The sequence below is a fragment of the Exiguobacterium sp. s132 genome, assembly GCF_018617235.1.
GTDB classification, from domain to species: domain Bacteria; phylum Bacillota; class Bacilli; order Exiguobacteriales; family Exiguobacteriaceae; genus Exiguobacterium; species Exiguobacterium profundum.
The window spans coordinates 17532-37305 of the sequence record NZ_JACSJU010000005.1; the positions used below are offsets into that span (position 1 = coordinate 17532).

Consider the following 19774-nt stretch of genomic DNA (forward strand, 5'->3'; position numbering starts at 1 on the left):
GTCAGACTCCTTCCTTCAACAAGTCGGTGACAGATTCATCACTATCCGCAAAATCGTTCAGTTCACGTTCAAGTTGTGGCAACGTTTCCGGGATATCGAGTAACAGCCGTGTCCGTTCGAAATTGACGGGAAGCAAGACGATCTCGTCTTTTGCAATGGCGGTTAAAAGCTGATGCTCAGATATTGATATCGGGATGTTGTACTGTTTTCCATAGATGAGGACCGTGACGCTTTTCGGTTGAAGCGTCAACAGTTGTCCCATCGTGAAGGGACGGTCAAGTGGTCGCATAGGATTCATCCTCTCTCAAAAGTTAGTGTGTCCTTCTTCTGTTTTTGGTGCTCGATGCGTTCCTGGACGATACGTTCCGCCGTCTCGAGGAACGTCGGCTTGAATTGGTCCGTCGTCATGATGTCCTCGATGCCCTCGGTCTGCATGAGTGCTTGTAGGAGCTCTGTCAGGATCTGTCCGTGCCGATCAGAGCGGTTCGCGGCGAGTCGAATCCGCTCGAGTTCCGTTGAAACCTGTTCATTCATCATTTCCTCGATATGACGGGATACCTGCGTGCTAATTGAGCGGATGAGGAACTGCATGTCCCACTTCTCGTCGGCCAGTTGTCTATGCTCGTCTGCGATGTGGTCGATGACTTGACCGAGGTGGCCGAAGCGTTTGTCGTCGGCGAACTCTTCCAAATACGCGACCGTCTCCGGCTTCAATCGAAGACGGATCTGTCTCAACTCTTCCATCGTCCTCCCTCACTTTCCATATTCGATGTCTCGTTCCAACTGTTCGAAAGCACGTTGATTCTTCAAGTGTTCGAATTCGTCGTTCATGTGCCGCTCGATCCGGTAGAGTGATTCGTTGAATATTTTTTGTTGGTTGAATGCGCGTCGGATCGGATGTTTTGGGGCTCCTTTTTTCTCCAATATCACCTGTTCTTTTGACAAGTCGCGCATCTCTGAGAGGATGGCATTCCCCATCCGGGTGTAGAGGTCCTGTCGTTTCGTCGTCCGGTAATGCTCGGCTTTCTCCGTGTCGCCGTAGCTGCGACGATGGAACGCTACCTCCTGCTCGAGTCGCGCGTTGAAGGCTTGAAACTCTGATTTGAAGTGAATGTCGATATAACTGTCGGTCAGACGATTGAGCGATTCACGGAGCGGTTGCATCCCGTTCATGTTGTAGCGCCATTGACGTTTGTCTTCCGGCAACCGCTCATAGATGTCCTTGAACTGACGGACGAGCTCCGGATGCAGGACACGGTTCGGGAGCGTTTGGATCTTCCGGTTCCGTTTATGGGCGATCAGTTCGTCTCTTATGAACGCGTTCAGTTTCTCCTGTTCTTTCGTCCGGTCGGCGAGGGAATGGATGACCTTCGACTTCATCAGCTCGATTGATTTCGGTTTGCGTTTGCCGCGCTCGCGTATATGGCTCGTCTCGACGATGGCGACATGTACGTGAATGTTGTCGGTGTTGTAATGCACGGCACCGGTCCAGTAGGCGTGGACCATCTTTTCTTTTTGGAGCATTGCCTCGACCGCGTTCCGCGTCGCCTGGATTAATCGTTTCTCGTCGATGAGGTCGTCGTGGAGCACACCGGTCTCCCGTAGCCAGGTGTTATCGAATGAGATGACGTCCTGCCAGAGAATGCTCCCTTTCTCTTGCGCTTGCTTGAAGATGTCGCGGACGGCGCGCCGCTTTCCGTCGTTCAACCGGTCGTCCTCGCGTGTAAACAGACCGCTCGACTTCGTCTCGTCTTCCATATAGTCGTGATACGTCTCGAACTGTTCGCGGCTGTCTTTCGCATCCGGTCGATTGATGTATTCGAGGTATGTCGTGTACTGACGCGATTTCTTTTTTGTACTAGGCACCTTGAACTTCGACTTGATGACGACACCGGGTGTCTCACGCATCCTGCATCACCTCGTTCAACAAACGGGTCACTTCGGCGAGCTCGTCCGCACTCCGTTTCAGGTGGAGCGTGTTCGCCTCGAGCTGTCGTTCCAGTCGCTCGACCTGCGTCGATTGGATACCGTTCGCGCACCAGGAGGCAAGCAGTTCTTTCAAGTATTGTTGCCGGGAGCGATTGTGTTCCTTCGCCCATTCATCGATTTGCTTCACGATGACGGGGTCGATGTCGCGGAGTAACAGATCCATTTGCCTGACCACCTTTCTGGAGGCTGTATATTGCCAATGTCCTAAAAGTTCGTTCAAAGAGCATAAGGGGAAACTGCTATCACTTGTCGTGATAGCCCAGGCAGAGCCTGGGGTTTCCGTGATATCACCAAAAGTCCGAAAACGGCACGAAATGTGCCAGTAAAACCAGCGATTTGGCACGAAATGTGCCACTTAAATCGACAGTTCTCGGAGCCGGACGCGCAGTTTGTCGTGCTTTTCTTCGAGCGCTTTGACGGACTGTTCGAGCTTTTCGAGTTCAAGTGTGAGCTCGTCACGCTTCCGACCGAGGTCGAAGATCTCGTTCTCCTGTTCGACCTGTTCGTCGAGCGAGAGGTAGGGGAGTTCACTTTCAAGTTCCTCTTTGTCACTATCGAGTCGCTTGATCTGTTGCCGCTGCGCTTCGACCGACTGCTGCGTCGTGTCCAACTGTTTCTCGGTCTCCGCGAGCTCATCCTCGACGAACAATCTCGTGAAAGTTGTCTCGTCAGATGAATCGTGGCTCGCCTGTTCGATGGTCCGACGGTCGGCATAAAGTGACGTTAAAAGACCATCCTCTCGTTCCTCAGGTGTGAGTTCCTCGATTGATTGCGATTCATTCAATCCATAGATTCGAACAGCCAGCTGGTCGAAGCCGTTCGGCACGTCTTTCAATTCGAGCACATATTGGTCGCTCCGTTCATACAGCAAAGTGACTTCCTTCTCAGAATCCGGACGCGCCTTATAGACGTAGCGGAAGAGATAGTCATTCGTGTTACCTGGTGTCTCATCGAGCGAGAGTCGGATGCGGATTGTCTTCGTCTCGGTATCGTAACTAGACGCGTGTAGCGTCACTGTCTCCCCGTTCGAGAGTCGGATTGCCTCGTTGATTGGCGTCTCATTGACCGGCGATTCTTCAGCAAAGAAGAACGACGAAGTACCGAAAAAGAGGAAGCCGACGACAAAGAATACGCCGAGTCCGAGGTAGAACCGGGAGATGTTCTGGGTGAGACGCCGTCGCGTTTGTCGTCGCATCTAGATCCCTCCTTCCGGTGTCAGTTCTTCCATTTCTGTGACGACCAAACGTCCGTCGATGGACTCGAACGTCAAGGCCAACAGTTCTTGCGTCGTCTCTTCATAACCCGTCTCGGTGATCAATAGGTCCTGTTCGAACCGTACGAGACATTCTTCTCCGGAGACAGAAGGGAACACCTCGATATTGAGGGCGGTCGTCTCGAACGTGCCGACATCGCTCCCGTCCGCGGCGAAGAGCGTGACCGCGAGTTCCTCCGACATGACGTCCTTCGCCTGTCGTTTCTGGGTCGTGTAACTGTCCTTCGTGATGGTGAAGGCGTACTCGACGAAGCGCGTCGCGCGTGTCGTCAGCTCCTCCATTCGTTCCGTCTCCTTCGAAGCGACGACTTGTTCGGTGTCCGACGACGACTCTTCAGAGGTTACCGATTCAGAGTGAGTGACGCTCTCATTTTCCGTCTGATTCGTGTCTGAAGTACTCGTGACAGCCGTCGCTTGTTGATAGAAAAAGACGTTCGCTGCGATCGAAATCAGGAGCAGTACCCCGAACAGATACGCGAGGTGACGTGCGGTGAAGTTCATTCTTCCTCCTCCTTTTCATACATGCATGACTTATAATCCGAAGACCGGGGCGGGATCGATATGACCGGACCATTCAGCCGTCTTGATCTCGAAGTGCAGATGGTTCCCGCTCGAACGGCCGGTCGTGCCGCAGTACCCGAGCGCCTGCCCGGCCTCGATCTGTTGACCCGTTTGGACGCCAAGACGACTCAGGTGCGCATATGCCGTGATGTAGTTGTCGTGCCGGACTTGAACGAGATTGCCGTACGGTCCGCGGTTCCCGCTATAGATGACGGTTCCACTCTTGACCGCGTGGATCGTGTCGGACGGGGTGCAGCTGAAGTCGATCCCGGTGTGGTTATCCCGTTGTCCGAAGACGACGCGCCATCCGAAACGTGATGTCACGTTGAGCGGGATGGCGAGCGGGGAACGTAACCCCGACAACAGCTCTTTCGTGATGACCCCGTCGGCGACGGCGACCGGCGCGAGATATTTCAACACCGCGTCGACGTATTCGATGTCCCCGTAACAGGCACCGTGCTGGACCGCGCTCGGACGATGACAGCGGTAGGTGCCGGTGTGTCTCACACGCTGGTACATCATTTGGGAGAACGAGATGGCGAGCTCTTTCGAGTAACGTCCGCCGTTCTCTTGGACGTAATCGATGAAGCCGCCGCCGAAGTTGTAACTCTGTAGCGTGAGCTGCACGTCACGGTTCGCCCGTTCGAAGACGGAGGCGAAATGTTCGACGCCGTAGACGATGCTCTCCTCGGGGGAGGTGATGCATCCGATGCGTCCGCACTTCGATTCGCTCGCCTGCATCGGGTCGTTCCCGTGTCCGCCGCTCTCCTGCATCATGAGCGCGAGTACGAGGTTCGTTTGTTCGGCCAGTCCGTGCTTCGTCAGTTCTGATTCGACCAAGGCTCGATATTGGAGCACCTGGTCGCTCACTTGAAGACCGCCCGCCGTGTCGAACGTGACGTCGGTCGGTAGTTCGTTCTGGACACCTGTGAGCGTGTCGAGGATGCCGACGACGAGGATGACAAGGAACAAGACGAGTGCCGCGATGCCGAGCAGGATGAGTCGCCACTTGAGCGTCGCGAGCTGCCATTTCGCTGTGATGGCGAAGCGCGCCGTCCGTTTCGCGGTCGCCCACATCAGGCACCTCCACCGAACAAGGCGAGCTCCTCGGGTGCGACGTCGACGTCAAAGATGAGGTTCTGCACGCCGGAGATGCTGAGGACGACACGCCCCGTCTCGAGCGAGGGGATGATGCGCATCTCGGAGTTTGAGAGCTGTCCGTCGAACACCGTCTGGATGATCGGGATGCTCTCCGCGTCCTGTTCGCCGATGATCTTGTACTGCGTCAACTGGAAGAGCGATTTGACGTTCTCCGCGTTCTCGGACTTCGAGCCGGTCGGCACGAAGTCGGTGATCAGATGCGACACAAAGAAGATGCCACCGAAATATTTCCGCGCCTCGCGCATACAGCGTTGCAGATACAGGATGGCCGGCTGGGCGATGTCGCGTGTGTTGATCAAGTGGTGCGCCTCGTCGATGACGATGAGGTACTTGCATGCCTCCTCGGTCCGGAGCACGCCCTGGTTATAGGCCTTCAGTTGACTCGAACCGTTGGCGATCATCCCGTCCCACAGCATGTTCATCAAGGAGAACACCTGTGCCTGGAACACCTCGTCCCGTAGGCTTGTCAGGTTCCGGAGCGGGAACGACACGATGAGCTCCTCGTCGAATCGGTCGATCGAGGAGTGCCCGTCGAAGATGTTGCCGTAGTTATGGACGAGGTTCGTGACGGCGAGCTCGATGTTCTCGAGGCGCCGTACCCGGTTCGGGCTGATCGCTCCCTTGATCGAGGTACGCGTGTCGTCCGTGTAGAGCTCACGGCGCACGAGATACAGGAAATCGGAGAACGTCGGGTACCGGTTCGCCGGATGCGTCGTGATCGGCAGTTCGCCTTGTTCGTCCCAGAGCCCGTGCCGGACGTACAAATCGCGAAGCAAAATCTCGAACTCGTTCGTCTCTTCCTGCGTTGCCGCCGGGTTGATGTAGAGATAAAACACGGCCATCTTCGAGAGATGCTGCATGAACGAGAGTGCCTCGTTGGCGCTGCCGTCGTTGTTCGTCACCGTCTTATAGACATGGAGCGGGTTGATGAGCCCGGCCGACCCGTCGAGCGCGATCTCTTTCCCACCGAGCTGACGCACGAGGTCGGAGAACTCGCCCGTGACGTCGAGGATGCGGATCTTGTTGCCCTTGATCGCCTGGTCGAGCACCGTCTTCTTGAGGAGCGTCGACTTGCCGGACCCCATCTTGCCGATCATGAGCGCATTGTAGAACTTGCGCTGCTTGTCCTTATGGAACAGGTCGAAGATGACGCTCCCGTTCGTGTCCGTCGTCCCATAATACGTCCCGGTCGCGTCTTGGAGTGACGTGAAATGGAACGGATAGCCTCCGGCGATGGAGAGGGAAGGGATCTCTTTCCCACGGCGCCGGTTCGGGAGCTTTTGTTGTTGATCATAGCTCGTGAACAGGCTCTGCCATTCCCATTCCTGTTCGTTCAGGAAGATCGTCGAGCGGAAATTCCGGGCCTCGAGCTCTTCCATCACTTCTTGTACTTTCACCTCGAGCGCGTCGAGCGTCTTCGCCTTCACATAGAGCCGCAGATGCAGATATTTCATCGTCTCGCCCTGGGTGATCTGTTCATAGAGCTCGTTCAGTTCCTTATACGTCTCCCGGGCGTCGATGCGGTCGATGTTGTCCTTCGCGTTCTCGAAGCGTGTGTTCTGTTCGGCCATCGACTTGTTGATGGTCTGGATGATCTCCCGCTTGTCGGCCGTCCCGATGTCGAACGTCGTCAAAACGCCCGGCATGTTCAGGATCGGTTCGAGCCAGTAGTCATAGACGAGTGACTGATATTTATAGACATGGAGACACGACAGGTAGCCGTCACCGAGCCGGACGAAGTTGGCGTCGAACTTAATGCCGCCCTGCGGCTGGATCTTGGCGATGACATCGGGATTGTAGCCTTTCTCGATCTTGACGGTCTCTGGGTCCTGTTGTTTGGATAACTTGTCACGCAGGCGCTGCCACATGTGCGTCACTCCTTTCTTCAGGCGTCGAGTTGCGGTTTCGTGTTCGGGTTGTTCAGTTGATAGAGCACATGAACCTTCTGGTCGAGTGTCAGCTCGCGCATCGGATTCGAGCGGCGGAGCAGTTTATAGAGGTGTGTCTTCCGCTCTCGTAACGTCCGCTCGTCTTCGGCATAAAAAAAGAGGAGATAATCGCGATTGGTGCGATGCTCCTCGAGGTATTCGAGCTCCTGCTTCTTTTTGAGTAAAAAGGGCAGGTAGGCCGGTGTCTGATTTTGTCGAATCTGTCGCTCGATGCTGATTTTCTGCCGCTCGAGACTGAGTGGCGTATTCAATGGCACGACCTTGAGCGAGTACGTGTACGCCTGCAGGAGATAGGCGAGCGAGAACACGTCATGGTCTTTTTCCTCTTCGTTAAGTGAATAGATATCTTTCGAGGTGAGCTGGACCATGTCGAGATAGGTCCCGTCCCGCATTTCAAACGCCTCGGTACCAGTGATATCGACGATTGGCATCAGCTCGGCGATCGTCGATTTGACGACGACCTTGTCTTTGACCTTCCGTTTCTCGACCACGTCCTGTTCGTCGAGCCAGGTCCCCGTGCGTCTCGGTTCTTGTAGCGACTCCTCGATAAAAGCCATCTCAATCACGTCCTTTCGTCTGCGCGTCGAGTGCGAGATAGGTGTCTTTGCGTTTGATGAGCGCGTAGTAGAGTGCGTGGACCATCCGCTTCTGCGGGTTAGTCGCCGGCCGCAGTACCATGAACAGGCCGAATACGACGAGGAAGACCGTGAACGGGATGTGCAGCACCGACGGGATGAATGGGAGCGTCACGAGTCGAAGTACGATGAGCCCGACGAGGAACAGGAAGTCGTGCAGATAGAGCATTTTATTGATTTTCAGTTCGGTCGTGACCTCGTTCGGGATTCGGTATTTACGCATGGGTCATCACTCCTTTTTCTTCATGTTGTCAGGTTTCGGTGGCGAGGTCGGATAGATCCGTCGCGACTCTTCCTGGTGCCGGCTATGACGGTGCGTCTGATTCTCACGCACCTGTTCGATGACCTCGGTCTCGATGTCGAGCGCGGTCTCCTGATGGATGGTCCGGCGGGCGCGGCCTTGGCGTTTCTCTGATGACGTGTCACTCGAATCAGGCGCAGATGAGGATGAGCCGTTTGAATGTGTTGCCTCATGAGCTGTCGGTGACGTCGCGTCGTTTCGGGCTACCGATTCATTGTGACGGTGGTCTGATCCGGATGAGGCATCGATGGACCCGGTGACCGGTTCGATAGTCGACGAAGTAGGGATTGGAGATTGACCAGAACTTAAATGGTCGTGAATCGACTCCGGTCTTTGCGTCTCAGAAGACGTAGTTTGATGGTCGGGTCCACGTTCGGTATTCGATTCCGAGTTCGTCGCATGGATCGATTCGGGAGACGTGAGGCCTGACGCTTCGTTCACGTTTTGAGACCCGTGAACTTCAAGCTCGGATTCTTGACCGTTGTTTGGTTGCGCAACGTCCTTCGGACTTGTCGGTTCGTCTTGGTCAGGTTGGGTACGACTTGCGGTTTGATTCGTCTGAGCAACACCATCTGGATCGGTTTGTCTTTCGGCGTCCATCTGCTTTGAAGCTTGGGTCGCCACATTAAGCGGTGAATCACTTCGTGGCATGGTATTCGAATCCATCCGCGTAGTCGCGGCCTCATGGAGCGAGGGCATCTTTGGTGCGCCCTGTGCGGCACGCGCGACCTTCGAGACCGCATGGGAACCTGCCGAGGTCACGCCTTTCCCAGCGGCATAGGCGCTGAGGGCGACACCCCAGCCCCGCTTGAGTCCGGCATCAATCCCGAACAGTCGCTCGACCATGTTGGGCCCGTCAATCAATGCGACCGAGAAGGCGATGAGGGCAATCAGGTAGGCGAATCCGTCCAACGTCTCCGCGAGATAGGCGGTCCCGATCGTGTATAGTTTGATGGAGACGAAAATCAGGATGATCACGAGGAACGTGTTCAAAATGCTTTGGATGACCTTTTTCGTCTTTTGACCACTGTGCAGATCAGCCGGTGCGACGAGAATCGCCAAGACATAATTGAAGGCGAGCTCGAACGACAGGCGCGCCAGTTTGTAGGCGATCGAGAACAACGTGAAGCCCATGATCCCGAGCGTCACGAAGATGGTCAACCAGTTTGGCTGATAGCGATAGTAATACTGGTTGTTCCATTCGACGCCACTTTGGTCGAGTTTACCGAGACTTGCCTCTTTTCCGTTCCATAGAATGTAGGACTCGGCCAATTTGTTTCCGGTTGCTGATAAGTCATAGTTGTTCTTGTCGAAAATCTCATTGATTCGGATATTATCAATCAACTCAGTCGGAATGGCATTTAATGATTCTCCTGTAGCAGCATCAAAATTCTTCGAATCGTGCTCAATCAAATCATGTACATTCCGTTTTAAGATACTCTCAGATAATGATGCTTCTCCGTCATAAAGCGAATCTGTTCCGATTTCTGAGACTGCTTCATCAGAAAACTCCTGAATTCGACTCATAGTTGGTGAAAGTAAGCCTAAGATAAATAGTGTGATGAACAGGTTGATCAAAAAACTCTCACGTTCAAATTTCTTTTGGAAAATCAACAAGTACCCAGTGAACAAGAAGCTTCCTGCTAAAAGAATGTACAAAAAAGGTTGAATCGTAAGAACGAATTCAACCACTTGGTCATTATTGAAAAATGTATTGGTTAATAGGATTTGATCCGTGATTGATTCAAGGCCGTCAATCAAGACTGATAGTCCTCTGACAAGAATCCATCCCATTGAGCGTAATGCGTCATTGACCATACTACTTATTTGGAGTACGTCTTCGTATACCTGTAATTTGGTGATTAAATCGGAATCAGCCATTGAAAGACCCCCAATCTACTGAGTCCTAGTAAAGAAGTCCGCTAACTGTTGTTCGTAATTGTCCGCCGTCAACATTCCAACATTGATTTCATCTGTGACGTTTCCATCTTGAATGGAGTATAGAACGGCACCTTTTAGTTCGTCAGTGTATTCAAAGTTACCACGATCGACAAGTTCCTCGCCATCTGGCTGAAACGTATTATAGAGCGTGACTTGTTGACTCTCTTCGTTCGCTACCTCTTTTACGAATTCAACAAACTCTTCGAATTCACCATCTTCTTCTTTTACAATCAGCAAATAATCATCCTCTTCGGCTGTCATGACCTTCTCAACGTGTTCAATATCACGTTGAACCAAAGACTCATTGGAATTTGAGCAAGCTCCAAGTAAAAACAAGCTGATTCCTAAAATACCCGCAAGTAGTTTCCTCATAACGTTTACCCCTCCGTCAGACGATTTTCCCCTTCAATAAATCCGCGACTTTCAGGTTGACGCGGAAGTCGAACTTATCTATCAGTGTAACAGTTTTTGGGGTGTCTGAGGTGTCGTCCTGATAGACGGTCAGAAAGCCGTCGGTCGTCTGAATGTTGAGCACGTCGCCCCGTTCGAGGCGGACACGCTGCGTCTCGATAATTCTCGCGACGATACGCAATTCATTCTGGATTCGCTTCTCTCTCGCACTCTCGGCCATGGGTTCGGCCTCCTCTCTACGGTGTGCCTTGCTTCAGTTTTTCGAGTCGCTTCGCGATCATCGTGCTCAAAAAGCTTTTCTGGCTGTCGGTGACGTCGTAAACTCCTAAGTTCAGGTTCGTCTCGAACTCAGGGAGGGACATCCCGCCGATGTCATGTCCTTCGAACATCGAGCGGAGGATGCTGTCCTGAAGTACGTCATGTACCGTCAAGGGCTTGTCTTCCTGATTCGATGGCGCGTTGTTATTCATCTCGTCTTCTTGCTTCGCAAAACGGACGCGAATCTGTTCGAAGTCGAGACCGGCATGACGGCAAGGGATGTCGATATCATGCAGGGAACGGTCCGTGTCGAAGTCGTCTGCCAGGTATTCGTAGCGGTACTTCATCGCTGTCCTGCCGCTCAGGAAGATCGGATACGACTGGATACGCCGTTTCTTCGTGTCCTGACGCTTGATGACACGGATGATGAGCATCTCACCTTCTTTTAACCCCATGACTTCGGTCGCTGTCATGAGCCGTCGACCGTCCACGTTCTCCGTCTTCGATTTTTTAAGCGAGAACGTCTGACCGGACCTCGATTTCGTGATGATGGTCGCCTCACCGAGCTTTTTCGAGATCAGTTCGGCGGTCGATTCGTCCGCGGTCAATAGATAGTGCGTGTTCCCGCAGTTTCCGTCGATTGTCTTCCAATCCTCTCCGTATAGGTTTTCGAGTTGGGAATAGGCTTGGATGACGAGATTGAAGCGCATGTTCCGGCCGAGACAGACCGTGATGATGTTGGCCATGCCCTCGATTGGAGGCATGTTACCGAATTCATCGAGTAAGAAGACGACCTGACGCTCGCATTTGCCTTGTTTCGTCTGCGAGGCGACCCGGGCGAGCGCCGTGTACACCTGTTTGATATAAAGAGATGCGATGACATTGAATGTAGGGTCATAGTCCGGGACAATCAGGAACACCGCCACAGGTTGGAGTTGATGCATCACCTCACGGATTTGGATTGCACCGTCGATAGAGTAATCGAATTGTCCGGTTTCCTCGTCCTGCGCTTCCAACTGAATCATTGAAGTACCTGAGTCGGTCGAGATTTGAACGGTGTTTCCAGATTGAAGCGACGAAGTATGATACACGATGAAGCTGCCATCGTCATCGGTCGTGAGCGCATGAGTTACGCCATCAGGGAACGTGAACGTGAGCCGTGTCAAAGGCTCGCTCCGTCCGCTGATCCAGCGGTTGAATCCGATGCGTCGCATGTCGAGCGAGTTCATCGACGTCAGCTTTCCGGTCCCGTTCAACGTGAAGATGCCGAGCTTCGCATTCGTATTGGCCAAGATACTTGCTCGTGTCTGGCCACCGGAGAAGTGGAGCGTCGCGAACTGAAGCCGGGCCGGGTGGTTCTCCGGAAAGCGTTGAAAGAACTCGTCCAGTGCGGAGATCTCCTGCCCTTGTCGCGTGACCACCGTCCGGGAGCCGAAGTCCGAGAGCATGAGCGCGACGTTGTACATGTTGATCTTCTCCGGCGTATCCTTCGCCTCCTCACAGAGCCCGAGGATGAGCGCCGTGCACAGGTCGATTGACGAGTTGGCCCAGAACGGGTCCCGTGCCTTCGGGTCATGGTACAACATGAACGCGACCGAGCGCGCATATTGTTGGGCGAGCGAATAGTTCTCCTCGAGAAATGCGTCGATCGTCAGCTGCAACAGGTTGTACGACATCGATTGGAGCGGGTTCATCAGGTTCAACACCTCGACCTGATAGCCGCGTTGCTCGAGCGTCTCCTTCGAGGCGGCGAAGAGCTCACCTTTCGGGTCGTTGATGATCAGGCTGGCCTGATCGCGCGCCCGGCTGTACAGGTCAATCGTCGAGAAGACGAACGTCTCGCCCTTCCCGGATCGGGTCGTGCCGATGACAAGGTTGTTGACGGGCGAGTCATCGATGAGCAGCTCGTTCTTGACCCGTCCGACGGGTACACCGCCTAATCCGTCATACCGTTTCTTCCGATCGGGGACGCGGCGGTACTGTTGTTTCATTTCATCGAATGAGGTGAAGCGGGCGCTCCCTTTCTGATTTTTCCGCAAATCCCGGAAGTTCAGCCATACCTTGCCGAACACGACCAGTCCGATGAGCAGACTGAACGCCATCAGTCCGATCAAGACGGTCGAAGAGGGAAGACTTACCTCCAAGAACAGGGAGGGGGAGAGCGTTGGAATCGTCGCTCCAGCCAACAGACCTTCTTGTAATATCGGGGTCATGATTTGTCGAATGATGTTGTAGACCCCGTTCAGCAGATAAAAAATCCCGACCGGCAACACCAACAGGCAGAACAGGACGGGGAAAACTAGACGTATCGGTAATCGTGGTGACAGAGACGGAGTTCTCAATTATTTCACCTACCTTAATCTGAATAAAGAATTGTTTCTAGGTTAACTTCTTCAGCAGCGATAGCGGCTTGAATCTTCTCACGGGCCGAGGTGTCCTTGCTAGAGGTCTTCTTCAGTTTCTCGTTCAGTTTGTCGATTGCGGCCATGCTGTCTTGATAGTTGTCCACTTTTTCTTGTACGGTAGTGTCGTTCGTCTTAGACGCCCATCCCTTTGCGGACTCGATGTCGCCGAGATAGAGATAGGCGGTCACTTTTGCCGAGATGCGAGGAGCGGTCCATTCCACGTCATCCGTCTTGGCCACGGTCTCATGGTCCCGTTTCAGTGCGGCGATATCGAACGCGCCCTCATCGGTGGGATGTGACGCTTGGAAGTCCTGGAGCCGTTCCAATTTCTCTTTACCGGATAGATCGAGACCGGCCAGCTTCGTTTCGATCAGGATGGGATCATCCGTGAGCTCGAGCGCTTTCTGGTCTGCGCTTTCTGCCAGATAGAGATTCACCAGTAGAACATCCTCTTCCTCAGACCGATCTTTCCGTTCCAGTAAAGCGATGAGCGAGGATTCCTCACCTTGGAGCGCCTGTTCGTAAGCGTCCAGCGATGTTTGTTCGACACCGGTCACCTGTTCGGCGTGTGCCTCTTTATCGATGAACCATTGGGTGGCAGTGAACAACGATGTGAAGAGAAGTCCAGCCGTGGCCGCCCCGTAGATGAGGCGGCGCTGCAGGCGGGTCAAGCGTGACTGATAGGTCGATGACACAATCGGGTTCGATTTGTTGGACTGGTGCTTATAGTCGTCCGGTGTCTCGGTCTCAATCTCATCGAGGAGCCATATCTTCTTCGCGTTCTCCTCTTTCTTCGTTCGGATCCGTTGAACTCGATCTTTCACCTGGTGATACAGGTTCGGATACGTTCCTTCAGTCCCGAACGTGAACGTGCCCCGATATAACAACTCATCTTTCTGGTCGAAGAGCCGGAAGTCACCGGAACAGCTTGTCCCTTCCTCGCTACGTGCCTGGTGCAGCTCATGGGTGGCGATGACCGCCTCGGCGAAAGCGAGCCGTTCATAGTTCTGGACCCGTGTGTCCGGTACGTCGGTGAATCGCACAAACAGCATCTCGTTCCTCCTCTCGTTTCAAGCAACAAAAAAAGCCTTCCGATTGGAACGCTGCGTGGATGTATTAGAATTTGATGTTCTGGTCGACCATCTCGGCGAGCGTGAACGCGCCCATGACGATGATCAAGCCGACCGCGCCCCCGACGAGCCAACCGACGGCCTTCGAGCGTCCCCGATCCCCACCGAAGATGAAGTAGAAGCCCCCAATCGCAAATGCGATGGCCGCGGCGATGACGGCAAGTCCCTGGAAGAATTGAAGCAAGCTGAGTCCTGTCTCATTGAGTCCCATGTCGTTCCCTCCTTAGTCCTGGTGCGCCGGCGACTTGAAGCTGAGCTTCGCCTCGAGCGCCTCCAAAATGAGTTCCTGGTTGTCCTGGATGACCTGTTGATGTTTTTCGTCGAGCCACTCCTCGTAATCCTTCCCACGAATGCGTAAGAGTTTCTCGGCGAAGCTACGGTTCTGTTTCTGTTCTTTTGATGCCACAGTACACACTTCCTTCCCTTGATCTCGTGATGTGCAGCAGCACATCATTAAGGACAGTCGGATTCGGTGCGGTGGGTTTCTAGCCGTTCCCCCACGAACTCCGCTCCTCAAAAATCTAAGGAGCTGTACAAGGTTTTTCGATGACCCGGAACGATGTAGTGACCTTGTGGCGAGTTTTAGGCGACTCTCGCCGAACCATCTGTGCGTAGATCCCGCCCACCCGGTCACTGGTGAGGGACACGCCGATATGTGATTGGAGGAGACCATCCTTAAGGATGTGCTGCTGCGTCGATGACGGTTACTGTCGGACTCTTTTTCGCTTCTTGACGTGGATGAGCTCGTCATCCGGGTTCTTGCGCTTCGCGAGCACGTAGGCGTCACAGACGACCGTCCGGATCCGATAGTAGAGTTGCGTCAACTGGACCGCCTCACCGCTTGCCTTCTCGACACCGATGAAACCGTGCAGTTCGTATGTCTTCCCGTCGAACGTGCGCACCGAGTCGGCCTGCGGGAGTTCCTTCAGGTCGAACCGGCGTCGCTCAAGCTTAGTGACGGAACGCTTCGCTCCGTACCCGAAGTCGATGGCGTCCCATGGCACCGTCGCGAGCGTATGCCCGAACGCGCGGGCCAGATGGTCGATATCCGCAATCGACGGCACCGAGCGGTTCTGTTCATACTGGCTGATGGCGGGCTGTGAGATTTCTCCGAATGTCTTCTCTGATAGTTCGATCTGTGACCAGCCCGAGAGCCGGCGGTTCTCCTTCAACCACTCCCCGAATCGATACATAAGCCTTCCCCTTTCTATAAACCAGAGCGGCGACCAAACAGATGTTTCCTTTTGTTGGTTCCAATATAACAGGGTTAGGAATAAAAATCATCAGTTTTCTGATATGTCAGAAATTTTACAGTTGACGATTCTTGTCGAACCCGCTCTAAACAAGGGATGGAGAGAAACAGTAACTCAATATTTTTGGTTTTGTCGCACAACTGTAAAAAAATAACGCTTAATTATAGAAAATAATGACAAGTATTTTGATTTCAAGAGATTGTGGTAGGGTAGAGGAATAGAAGTGTTCGTAAAGAATAAGTGATGAAGAGAGTACTTTAATCGTGGGGTGAGCAAGTGGAATTGAACGAGGCAATTATCAAGCGGATGAAGGAGCTCGCAGCAGAGCACGGTATGACCATCCATCAAGTGATTCAAAAAGGTGGACTGAATCAGGCGACGATTTCAGAGTTGATGAGCGGACGCACCAAACATCCCAAAGTGAGTACAATTCAAAAGTTTTGTGATGGTTTAGATGTTTCTTTAAATGAATTTTTTAATGATAATAAATTTAACAAATAACTAGATTAAATAGATATCAATGGTTACATACTTTCGCGCTGTCATATTGAAAAAACTACATTTTGCATGATAGCAAAGTGTAGTTAAATAATTGTTCTTTCAAATTAATTTTACTTATCTAGTTTGATGCCGTCAGGTACGGTTATTTTTTTTAAATTCATGGTAGTGTCATTATTACTGACGACATTTACTACGATTACTTCTTCTGTATAGGTGTTAGTCTTATTGTCAAATTTAGCTAACAGTAATTTTTCATTTCCGGCATAAATCATTACAAAACTTTCTCCTTTGAACTCAGTTACATAGAAAGTTGTTTGATTTTTTGTATCTGTATCAGCGAGAAAACTTACTATAGACAAGGAAAATGACAAAAATACGACTAAGACTACAAATTTTGTTACGTTTGAAGTTGAAATTAAATGAACAATATCGCTTAAATTTATAACTTTATTATTTAAATAGGCTTCGACCTTATTTTTTGGGCCTTTTATGTGTCTATAGTTCCACCAAGAAACTGAAATAACAAACAATAGAATTGATCCAAAAAAAACAGAAAAATAAAAAATATTGTCTTTAAATTGAACAAAATATAATACTAACATCATAAGAAAAAAAGCATGGTATTCAAATGCTAACTTTGCAAAAGGATGCGTTCTATTCATTAAATTAACAATTAATACTATGTAAGTAAGTGCAATTAACATGAATGTAATTACAATAGCTGAGGCTATTTTAATAAAATTTGAAAATGAAACCGTCACAATACCAAAATCATCTAATCCGAAATTTTTAATATATGTTATTTCATATTGATATACTAAAAAATATAATAAGGCAGTTGCAAGTGTAATGAATATACTCGCATCTAATACATTATTTTTTTCTTTTTTTGGATTTGGCATAAATGTACCCTCTAGCTTTCAAAGCGATTTTTTATAGAATATTAAGGTCGTATTTAAAAGGCGCTTAAAATCAATATTAATTTTAAGCGCCTAATAAAGTCTATATATTCTTAGGCTGTAACATTGCATTTAATTATCTGGATTTCAAATATCTCTTCAATTCATTATAAAAATTTTCTCTGGTCCCGGCTAAAATAACGACAATCAATTCCCCTTCTTCGCCCATTTCAATACTGTAAGCAATCTCGTATACGGTCCCCTTATGCCTAAAATCATATCCTCTGATGCCAGCCAGATCCCCTGTTTTAAATTCACCAATTTCAGGGTTGCTTACAATCTTTTGAAGATTTACTTTATACAGCTCACTAAGTTGTTTATCTTTCTTTTTTAACTTCACAAAATATTTTTTTGCTGCTGGATGAAATACAATCGGTACTTTATCATTCAATTCAAATCAGTCCTCGTCGTCATCTCCGAATAGATCATCTATTGATATTGGTTTAGTGCTTGTTGCTTCCTTAATCATTTGTGAAATAGCCGGACGAATCATATTTTTACGGCGTTGAAATTCTTTCAAAATGTCGTTCCCTGTGAAGCCCTCTTGAATAACATCTGCTAATATTTCTTCTGAGAAATCATCTGTATGTGTTCTTACTGGTTTGATATTAATAACTCCGTCATTCAGTTCCATAATAATCTCTTTTTCAATACCGATTGCATCAAAGAATTCTTTTGGAATGGCGATTTGTCTTTTGCTGGAGACGGCAACCTTTTTCGTTTTCGTTGCTAACATGGTTTATCTCTCCTTTTTCACTTTACCATTTTCATTGTTTTGTAATTTATTTTCGCTCGGTTTTTTCCATTTACATAAAGTAAGGATTCTTACTTTTTACTTATGTTAACTTTATACCACTTTCCTAATTAATTCAATCTTAGCGTATTAAATTTAATAATTCTTTAATCGTTTCCAAATCCTTTTTGCTTCAAATGACTAAAAATTTATTCATATAAAAATATTGTATAAGTCAAAAAATAAAATATTTAAAAAATTACAGAGGATTAACTTCACAATAAAAGAATAACCATTTTAGAAACAAAAATATCAAGAAATTAGGTGGATTAGAATTGAGGATTAAAGAATTTACTATTAAAAATTTCAAAAATATTGGGCGAAGTGAAGAATGTACAGTGAGCATACCTATAGTTGATAGCGAGGGCTCTTCAGATTTTTTAACAATTATTGGTGAAAACAATATAGGCAAATCATCATTGCTCGAAGCTTTAAAACTGTTCTTACCTGAAAATGATACACCTAATACCCCGACTTTAAATATGTTTCCGTTTAAAAAACTGCCTACAAATGAATCTGAAGCCATTGAAATAACTATTGTATTTAATGACTTTAACCAAGCTGATTATAATCATTCTTTTATAAAACCTTATATATACAATAACGAGTTAACTTTAAGACGGAAATGGAGTGATATAACCACAAAGGATGCAAACATACCTTTTGAAGTATATAGCACTGAACTTATTATTACAGAATTAAATGGTGAAAGAACGTGGAATCAAAGAACATTTAATACCAAGTCTCAAAAATTACGTGATTTACATACAAGCTTTGTTGTTGAAAAGGGGCTTTCTTCGTCAACGATTTCTTCAACGATTAGAAATGAATTTGTACGTTATGTTTATATGAATAATCCTGATTTAATAACAGAAGGCGACGTCAAATGGATGGACAATCCAAACGGTTTGTCTTCTAATATTCGATCAATTATGCCGAAAGTTATTTATGTACCCGCCGTGAAATTAATTGATGAGGAAGCGGACTCAAATAAAAACAAGTCTGCTGCTAATCAAATAACTTCAGCGTTATTCGAACACCACTTGAATCAAACGCAAGAAATTCAAGATTTCAGAAACTCATTAGATTCTTTGAAAACAATATTTAATGAAGGTACTAGACACGTTGAAGTACTAAATTTAGAAGATAAGCTAAGTCGGAAATTAAAAAGATTAATGGATATCGAAGCTAACGTAGATTTTGAAGTACCAGAAGTAATGCAAAAATTACATTTAAACTCTAACATATATTTAAAGCATAACAATTTAGTTACTCACCCCAACCAACAGGGTAATGGGGTACAGAGAATGTTAATACTTTCATTATTGGAATTGATGGCAGAACAACTCACCAACAATACCTTAGACGATACTAATGATGCTTCACATGAAGGCGATGAGGCTGTTTGGAAGAGAAGCTTTTTATTTTTAATTGAAGAACCGGAAATATACTTACACCCTCACTTACAGAGAAAAATGAGAGATTCATTAATTCAAATTTCAAAACATCCTTTGGCCCAAGTGATTTGTACCTCACACTCAGAAAACTTTATTGACTTGGCTGACCGACACCAAGGAATAGTTTTGATGCAAAAAAATATTGATCAAGGCACAACAATTAGGCAGGTTGAGAACAATATATTTGATGGCGACACAGCTAGAGAGAAGCGCAATAGAATGCGTATGCTATTAAACTTTAATACCTCAACGTTAGAAACTTTTTTCGCTAGAAGAGTAATTCTTGTGGAAGGTGATTGCGAAGTAGCAAGTATCTCAGCGATTAAAAATATAATCCAAGAAAGAAACCCTGAAATTAAAGAACAACTTGAAAACATCTTAAGAGAAGTGTCTGTTATACCTTGTAATGGAAAGTTAACTCAGAAAGCATATTATGAAGTTTTATCGCATTTTGGAATTCAACCGCACCTTATACATGATTTAGATTCTCAAAGTTCTAACGAAGGAAACAACCTTAACATTTTAAATTTGATAGGTTCTGAATCTTTACGCCTTACGCATCAACCTAATTTTGAGGAAGATATCTTTAATGAAACATGGGCTTCTGATAAGCCATGGAAGGCAACCACACTGATTTATGAAAACTTCGATTTATATCAAGAAAAGTTAATGAGATTTTTTAAATTTGTTATTGGTGAAGATAACTATATTTCCTTGAATTTAGACACTGAAACATCTATCACCAACTAATTAGTTATTTAGAACCATTTAATTTTAAATGGTTCTAAATATTTTCT

General features: G+C 48.7%; 23 protein-coding genes. 2 read left to right on the plus strand and 21 right to left on the minus strand.

The genetic code is table 11. The features are described from left to right. Window position 1 precedes the first annotated feature (1 nt). From KNO78_RS14245 to KNO78_RS14330, 18 genes are all read right to left on the minus strand, one after another. Window positions 2-289, minus strand: coding sequence for a hypothetical protein (locus KNO78_RS14245; protein ID WP_214691594.1), 288 nt, complete (start codon window positions 287-289; stop codon window positions 2-4). 5 nt (window positions 290-294) lie between these two features. Further along, the gene (locus KNO78_RS14250; RefSeq protein WP_214691595.1) at window positions 295-744 is read right to left on the minus strand and encodes a hypothetical protein; all 450 of its coding nucleotides are present in this window, start codon (window positions 742-744) and stop codon (window positions 295-297) included. Between the two features lie 9 nt (window positions 745-753). Further along, window positions 754-1908: a MobP2 family relaxase gene (mobP2, locus tag KNO78_RS14255; RefSeq protein WP_214691596.1), complete on the minus strand. Its 1155-nt coding sequence runs from the start codon at window positions 1906-1908 to the stop codon at window positions 754-756. Continuing rightward, a complete protein-coding gene (locus KNO78_RS14260) occupies window positions 1901-2152 on the minus strand; it encodes a hypothetical protein (protein ID WP_029596487.1) in 252 nt (83 codons plus the stop codon). The genes mobP2 and KNO78_RS14260 overlap by 8 nt, the downstream gene beginning before the upstream one ends. Window positions 2153-2344: 192 nt before the next feature. Next, the gene (locus KNO78_RS14265) at window positions 2345-3184 is read right to left on the minus strand and encodes a hypothetical protein (RefSeq protein ID WP_214691597.1); all 840 of its coding nucleotides are present in this window, start codon (window positions 3182-3184) and stop codon (window positions 2345-2347) included. Then, window positions 3185-3763 carry a hypothetical protein gene (locus KNO78_RS14270; RefSeq protein WP_214691598.1) on the minus strand — a complete coding sequence of 193 codons (579 nt, stop codon included), beginning with the start codon at window positions 3761-3763 and terminating at the stop codon, window positions 3185-3187. It abuts the gene before it with no gap. Between the two features lie 30 nt (window positions 3764-3793). Beyond that, on the minus strand, window positions 3794-4900 hold the full coding sequence (locus tag KNO78_RS14275; protein ID WP_214691599.1) for a lysozyme family protein: 1107 nt from the start codon (window positions 4898-4900) through the stop codon (window positions 3794-3796). After that, complete coding sequence (locus tag KNO78_RS14280; protein ID WP_214691600.1) at window positions 4900-6852, minus strand: VirB4 family type IV secretion system protein; 1953 nt, start codon at window positions 6850-6852, stop codon at window positions 4900-4902. Before KNO78_RS14280 ends, KNO78_RS14275 begins: the two co-directional genes overlap by 1 nt. A gap of 17 nt (window positions 6853-6869) precedes the next feature. Beyond that, a complete protein-coding gene (locus tag KNO78_RS14285) occupies window positions 6870-7490 on the minus strand; it encodes a hypothetical protein (RefSeq protein WP_214691601.1) in 621 nt (206 codons plus the stop codon). Between the two features lies 1 nt (window position 7491). Next, window positions 7492-7791, minus strand: coding sequence for a DUF5592 family protein (locus KNO78_RS14290; RefSeq protein ID WP_214691602.1), 300 nt, complete (start codon window positions 7789-7791; stop codon window positions 7492-7494). 6 nt (window positions 7792-7797) lie between these two features. Then, complete coding sequence (locus KNO78_RS14295) at window positions 7798-9750, minus strand: pLS20_p028 family conjugation system transmembrane protein (RefSeq protein ID WP_214691603.1); 1953 nt, start codon at window positions 9748-9750, stop codon at window positions 7798-7800. A 15-nt stretch (window positions 9751-9765) separates the two neighbouring features. Next, window positions 9766-10182, minus strand: a complete 417-nt coding sequence (locus KNO78_RS14300; protein ID WP_214691604.1) for a hypothetical protein — start codon at window positions 10180-10182, stop codon at window positions 9766-9768. 16 nt (window positions 10183-10198) lie between these two features. Next, on the minus strand, window positions 10199-10441 hold the full coding sequence (locus KNO78_RS14305; protein WP_214691605.1) for a hypothetical protein: 243 nt from the start codon (window positions 10439-10441) through the stop codon (window positions 10199-10201). 16 nt (window positions 10442-10457) lie between these two features. Continuing rightward, window positions 10458-12821 (minus strand): VirD4-like conjugal transfer protein, CD1115 family, encoded by a 2364-nt coding sequence (locus KNO78_RS14310; protein ID WP_214691606.1) that lies wholly within the window; start codon window positions 12819-12821, stop codon window positions 10458-10460. Window positions 12822-12835: 14 nt separating this feature from the next. Continuing rightward, entirely contained in the window at window positions 12836-13936 is a 1101-nt protein-coding gene (locus KNO78_RS14315; RefSeq protein ID WP_214691607.1) for a hypothetical protein, read from the minus strand. A gap of 64 nt (window positions 13937-14000) precedes the next feature. Next, window positions 14001-14225 carry a hypothetical protein gene (locus KNO78_RS14320; RefSeq protein ID WP_012390467.1) on the minus strand — a complete coding sequence of 75 codons (225 nt, stop codon included), beginning with the start codon at window positions 14223-14225 and terminating at the stop codon, window positions 14001-14003. Between the two features lie 12 nt (window positions 14226-14237). Continuing rightward, a complete protein-coding gene (locus KNO78_RS14325) occupies window positions 14238-14420 on the minus strand; it encodes a hypothetical protein (RefSeq protein WP_214691608.1) in 183 nt (60 codons plus the stop codon). 298 nt (window positions 14421-14718) lie between these two features. Beyond that, window positions 14719-15207 carry a helix-turn-helix domain-containing protein gene (locus KNO78_RS14330; protein WP_214691609.1) on the minus strand — a complete coding sequence of 163 codons (489 nt, stop codon included), beginning with the start codon at window positions 15205-15207 and terminating at the stop codon, window positions 14719-14721. A 336-nt stretch (window positions 15208-15543) separates the two neighbouring features. Between KNO78_RS14330 and KNO78_RS14335 the strand changes: the two genes are divergently transcribed. Further along, entirely contained in the window at window positions 15544-15768 is a 225-nt protein-coding gene (locus tag KNO78_RS14335) for a helix-turn-helix domain-containing protein (protein WP_214691610.1), read from the plus strand. A 110-nt stretch (window positions 15769-15878) separates the two neighbouring features. Here the strand turns inward: KNO78_RS14335 and KNO78_RS14340 are convergent, their stop codons facing one another. The 3 genes from KNO78_RS14340 to KNO78_RS14350 all read right to left on the minus strand — a co-directional run bounded on the left by KNO78_RS14340 (window position 15879) and on the right by KNO78_RS14350 (window position 17463). After that, entirely contained in the window at window positions 15879-16670 is a 792-nt protein-coding gene (locus KNO78_RS14340) for a hypothetical protein (protein WP_214691611.1), read from the minus strand. A gap of 133 nt (window positions 16671-16803) precedes the next feature. Continuing rightward, the gene (locus tag KNO78_RS14345; protein ID WP_214691612.1) at window positions 16804-17118 is read right to left on the minus strand and encodes a type II toxin-antitoxin system RelE/ParE family toxin; all 315 of its coding nucleotides are present in this window, start codon (window positions 17116-17118) and stop codon (window positions 16804-16806) included. Between the two features lie 6 nt (window positions 17119-17124). Continuing rightward, window positions 17125-17463 carry an AbrB/MazE/SpoVT family DNA-binding domain-containing protein gene (locus tag KNO78_RS14350; protein ID WP_214691613.1) on the minus strand — a complete coding sequence of 113 codons (339 nt, stop codon included), beginning with the start codon at window positions 17461-17463 and terminating at the stop codon, window positions 17125-17127. A gap of 332 nt (window positions 17464-17795) precedes the next feature. Here KNO78_RS14350 and KNO78_RS14355 point away from each other — a divergent pair, with 332 nt between their 5' ends. Continuing rightward, entirely contained in the window at window positions 17796-19727 is a 1932-nt protein-coding gene (locus KNO78_RS14355) for an AAA family ATPase (RefSeq protein WP_214691614.1), read from the plus strand. The last annotated feature ends 47 nt before the right edge of the window (window positions 19728-19774 follow it).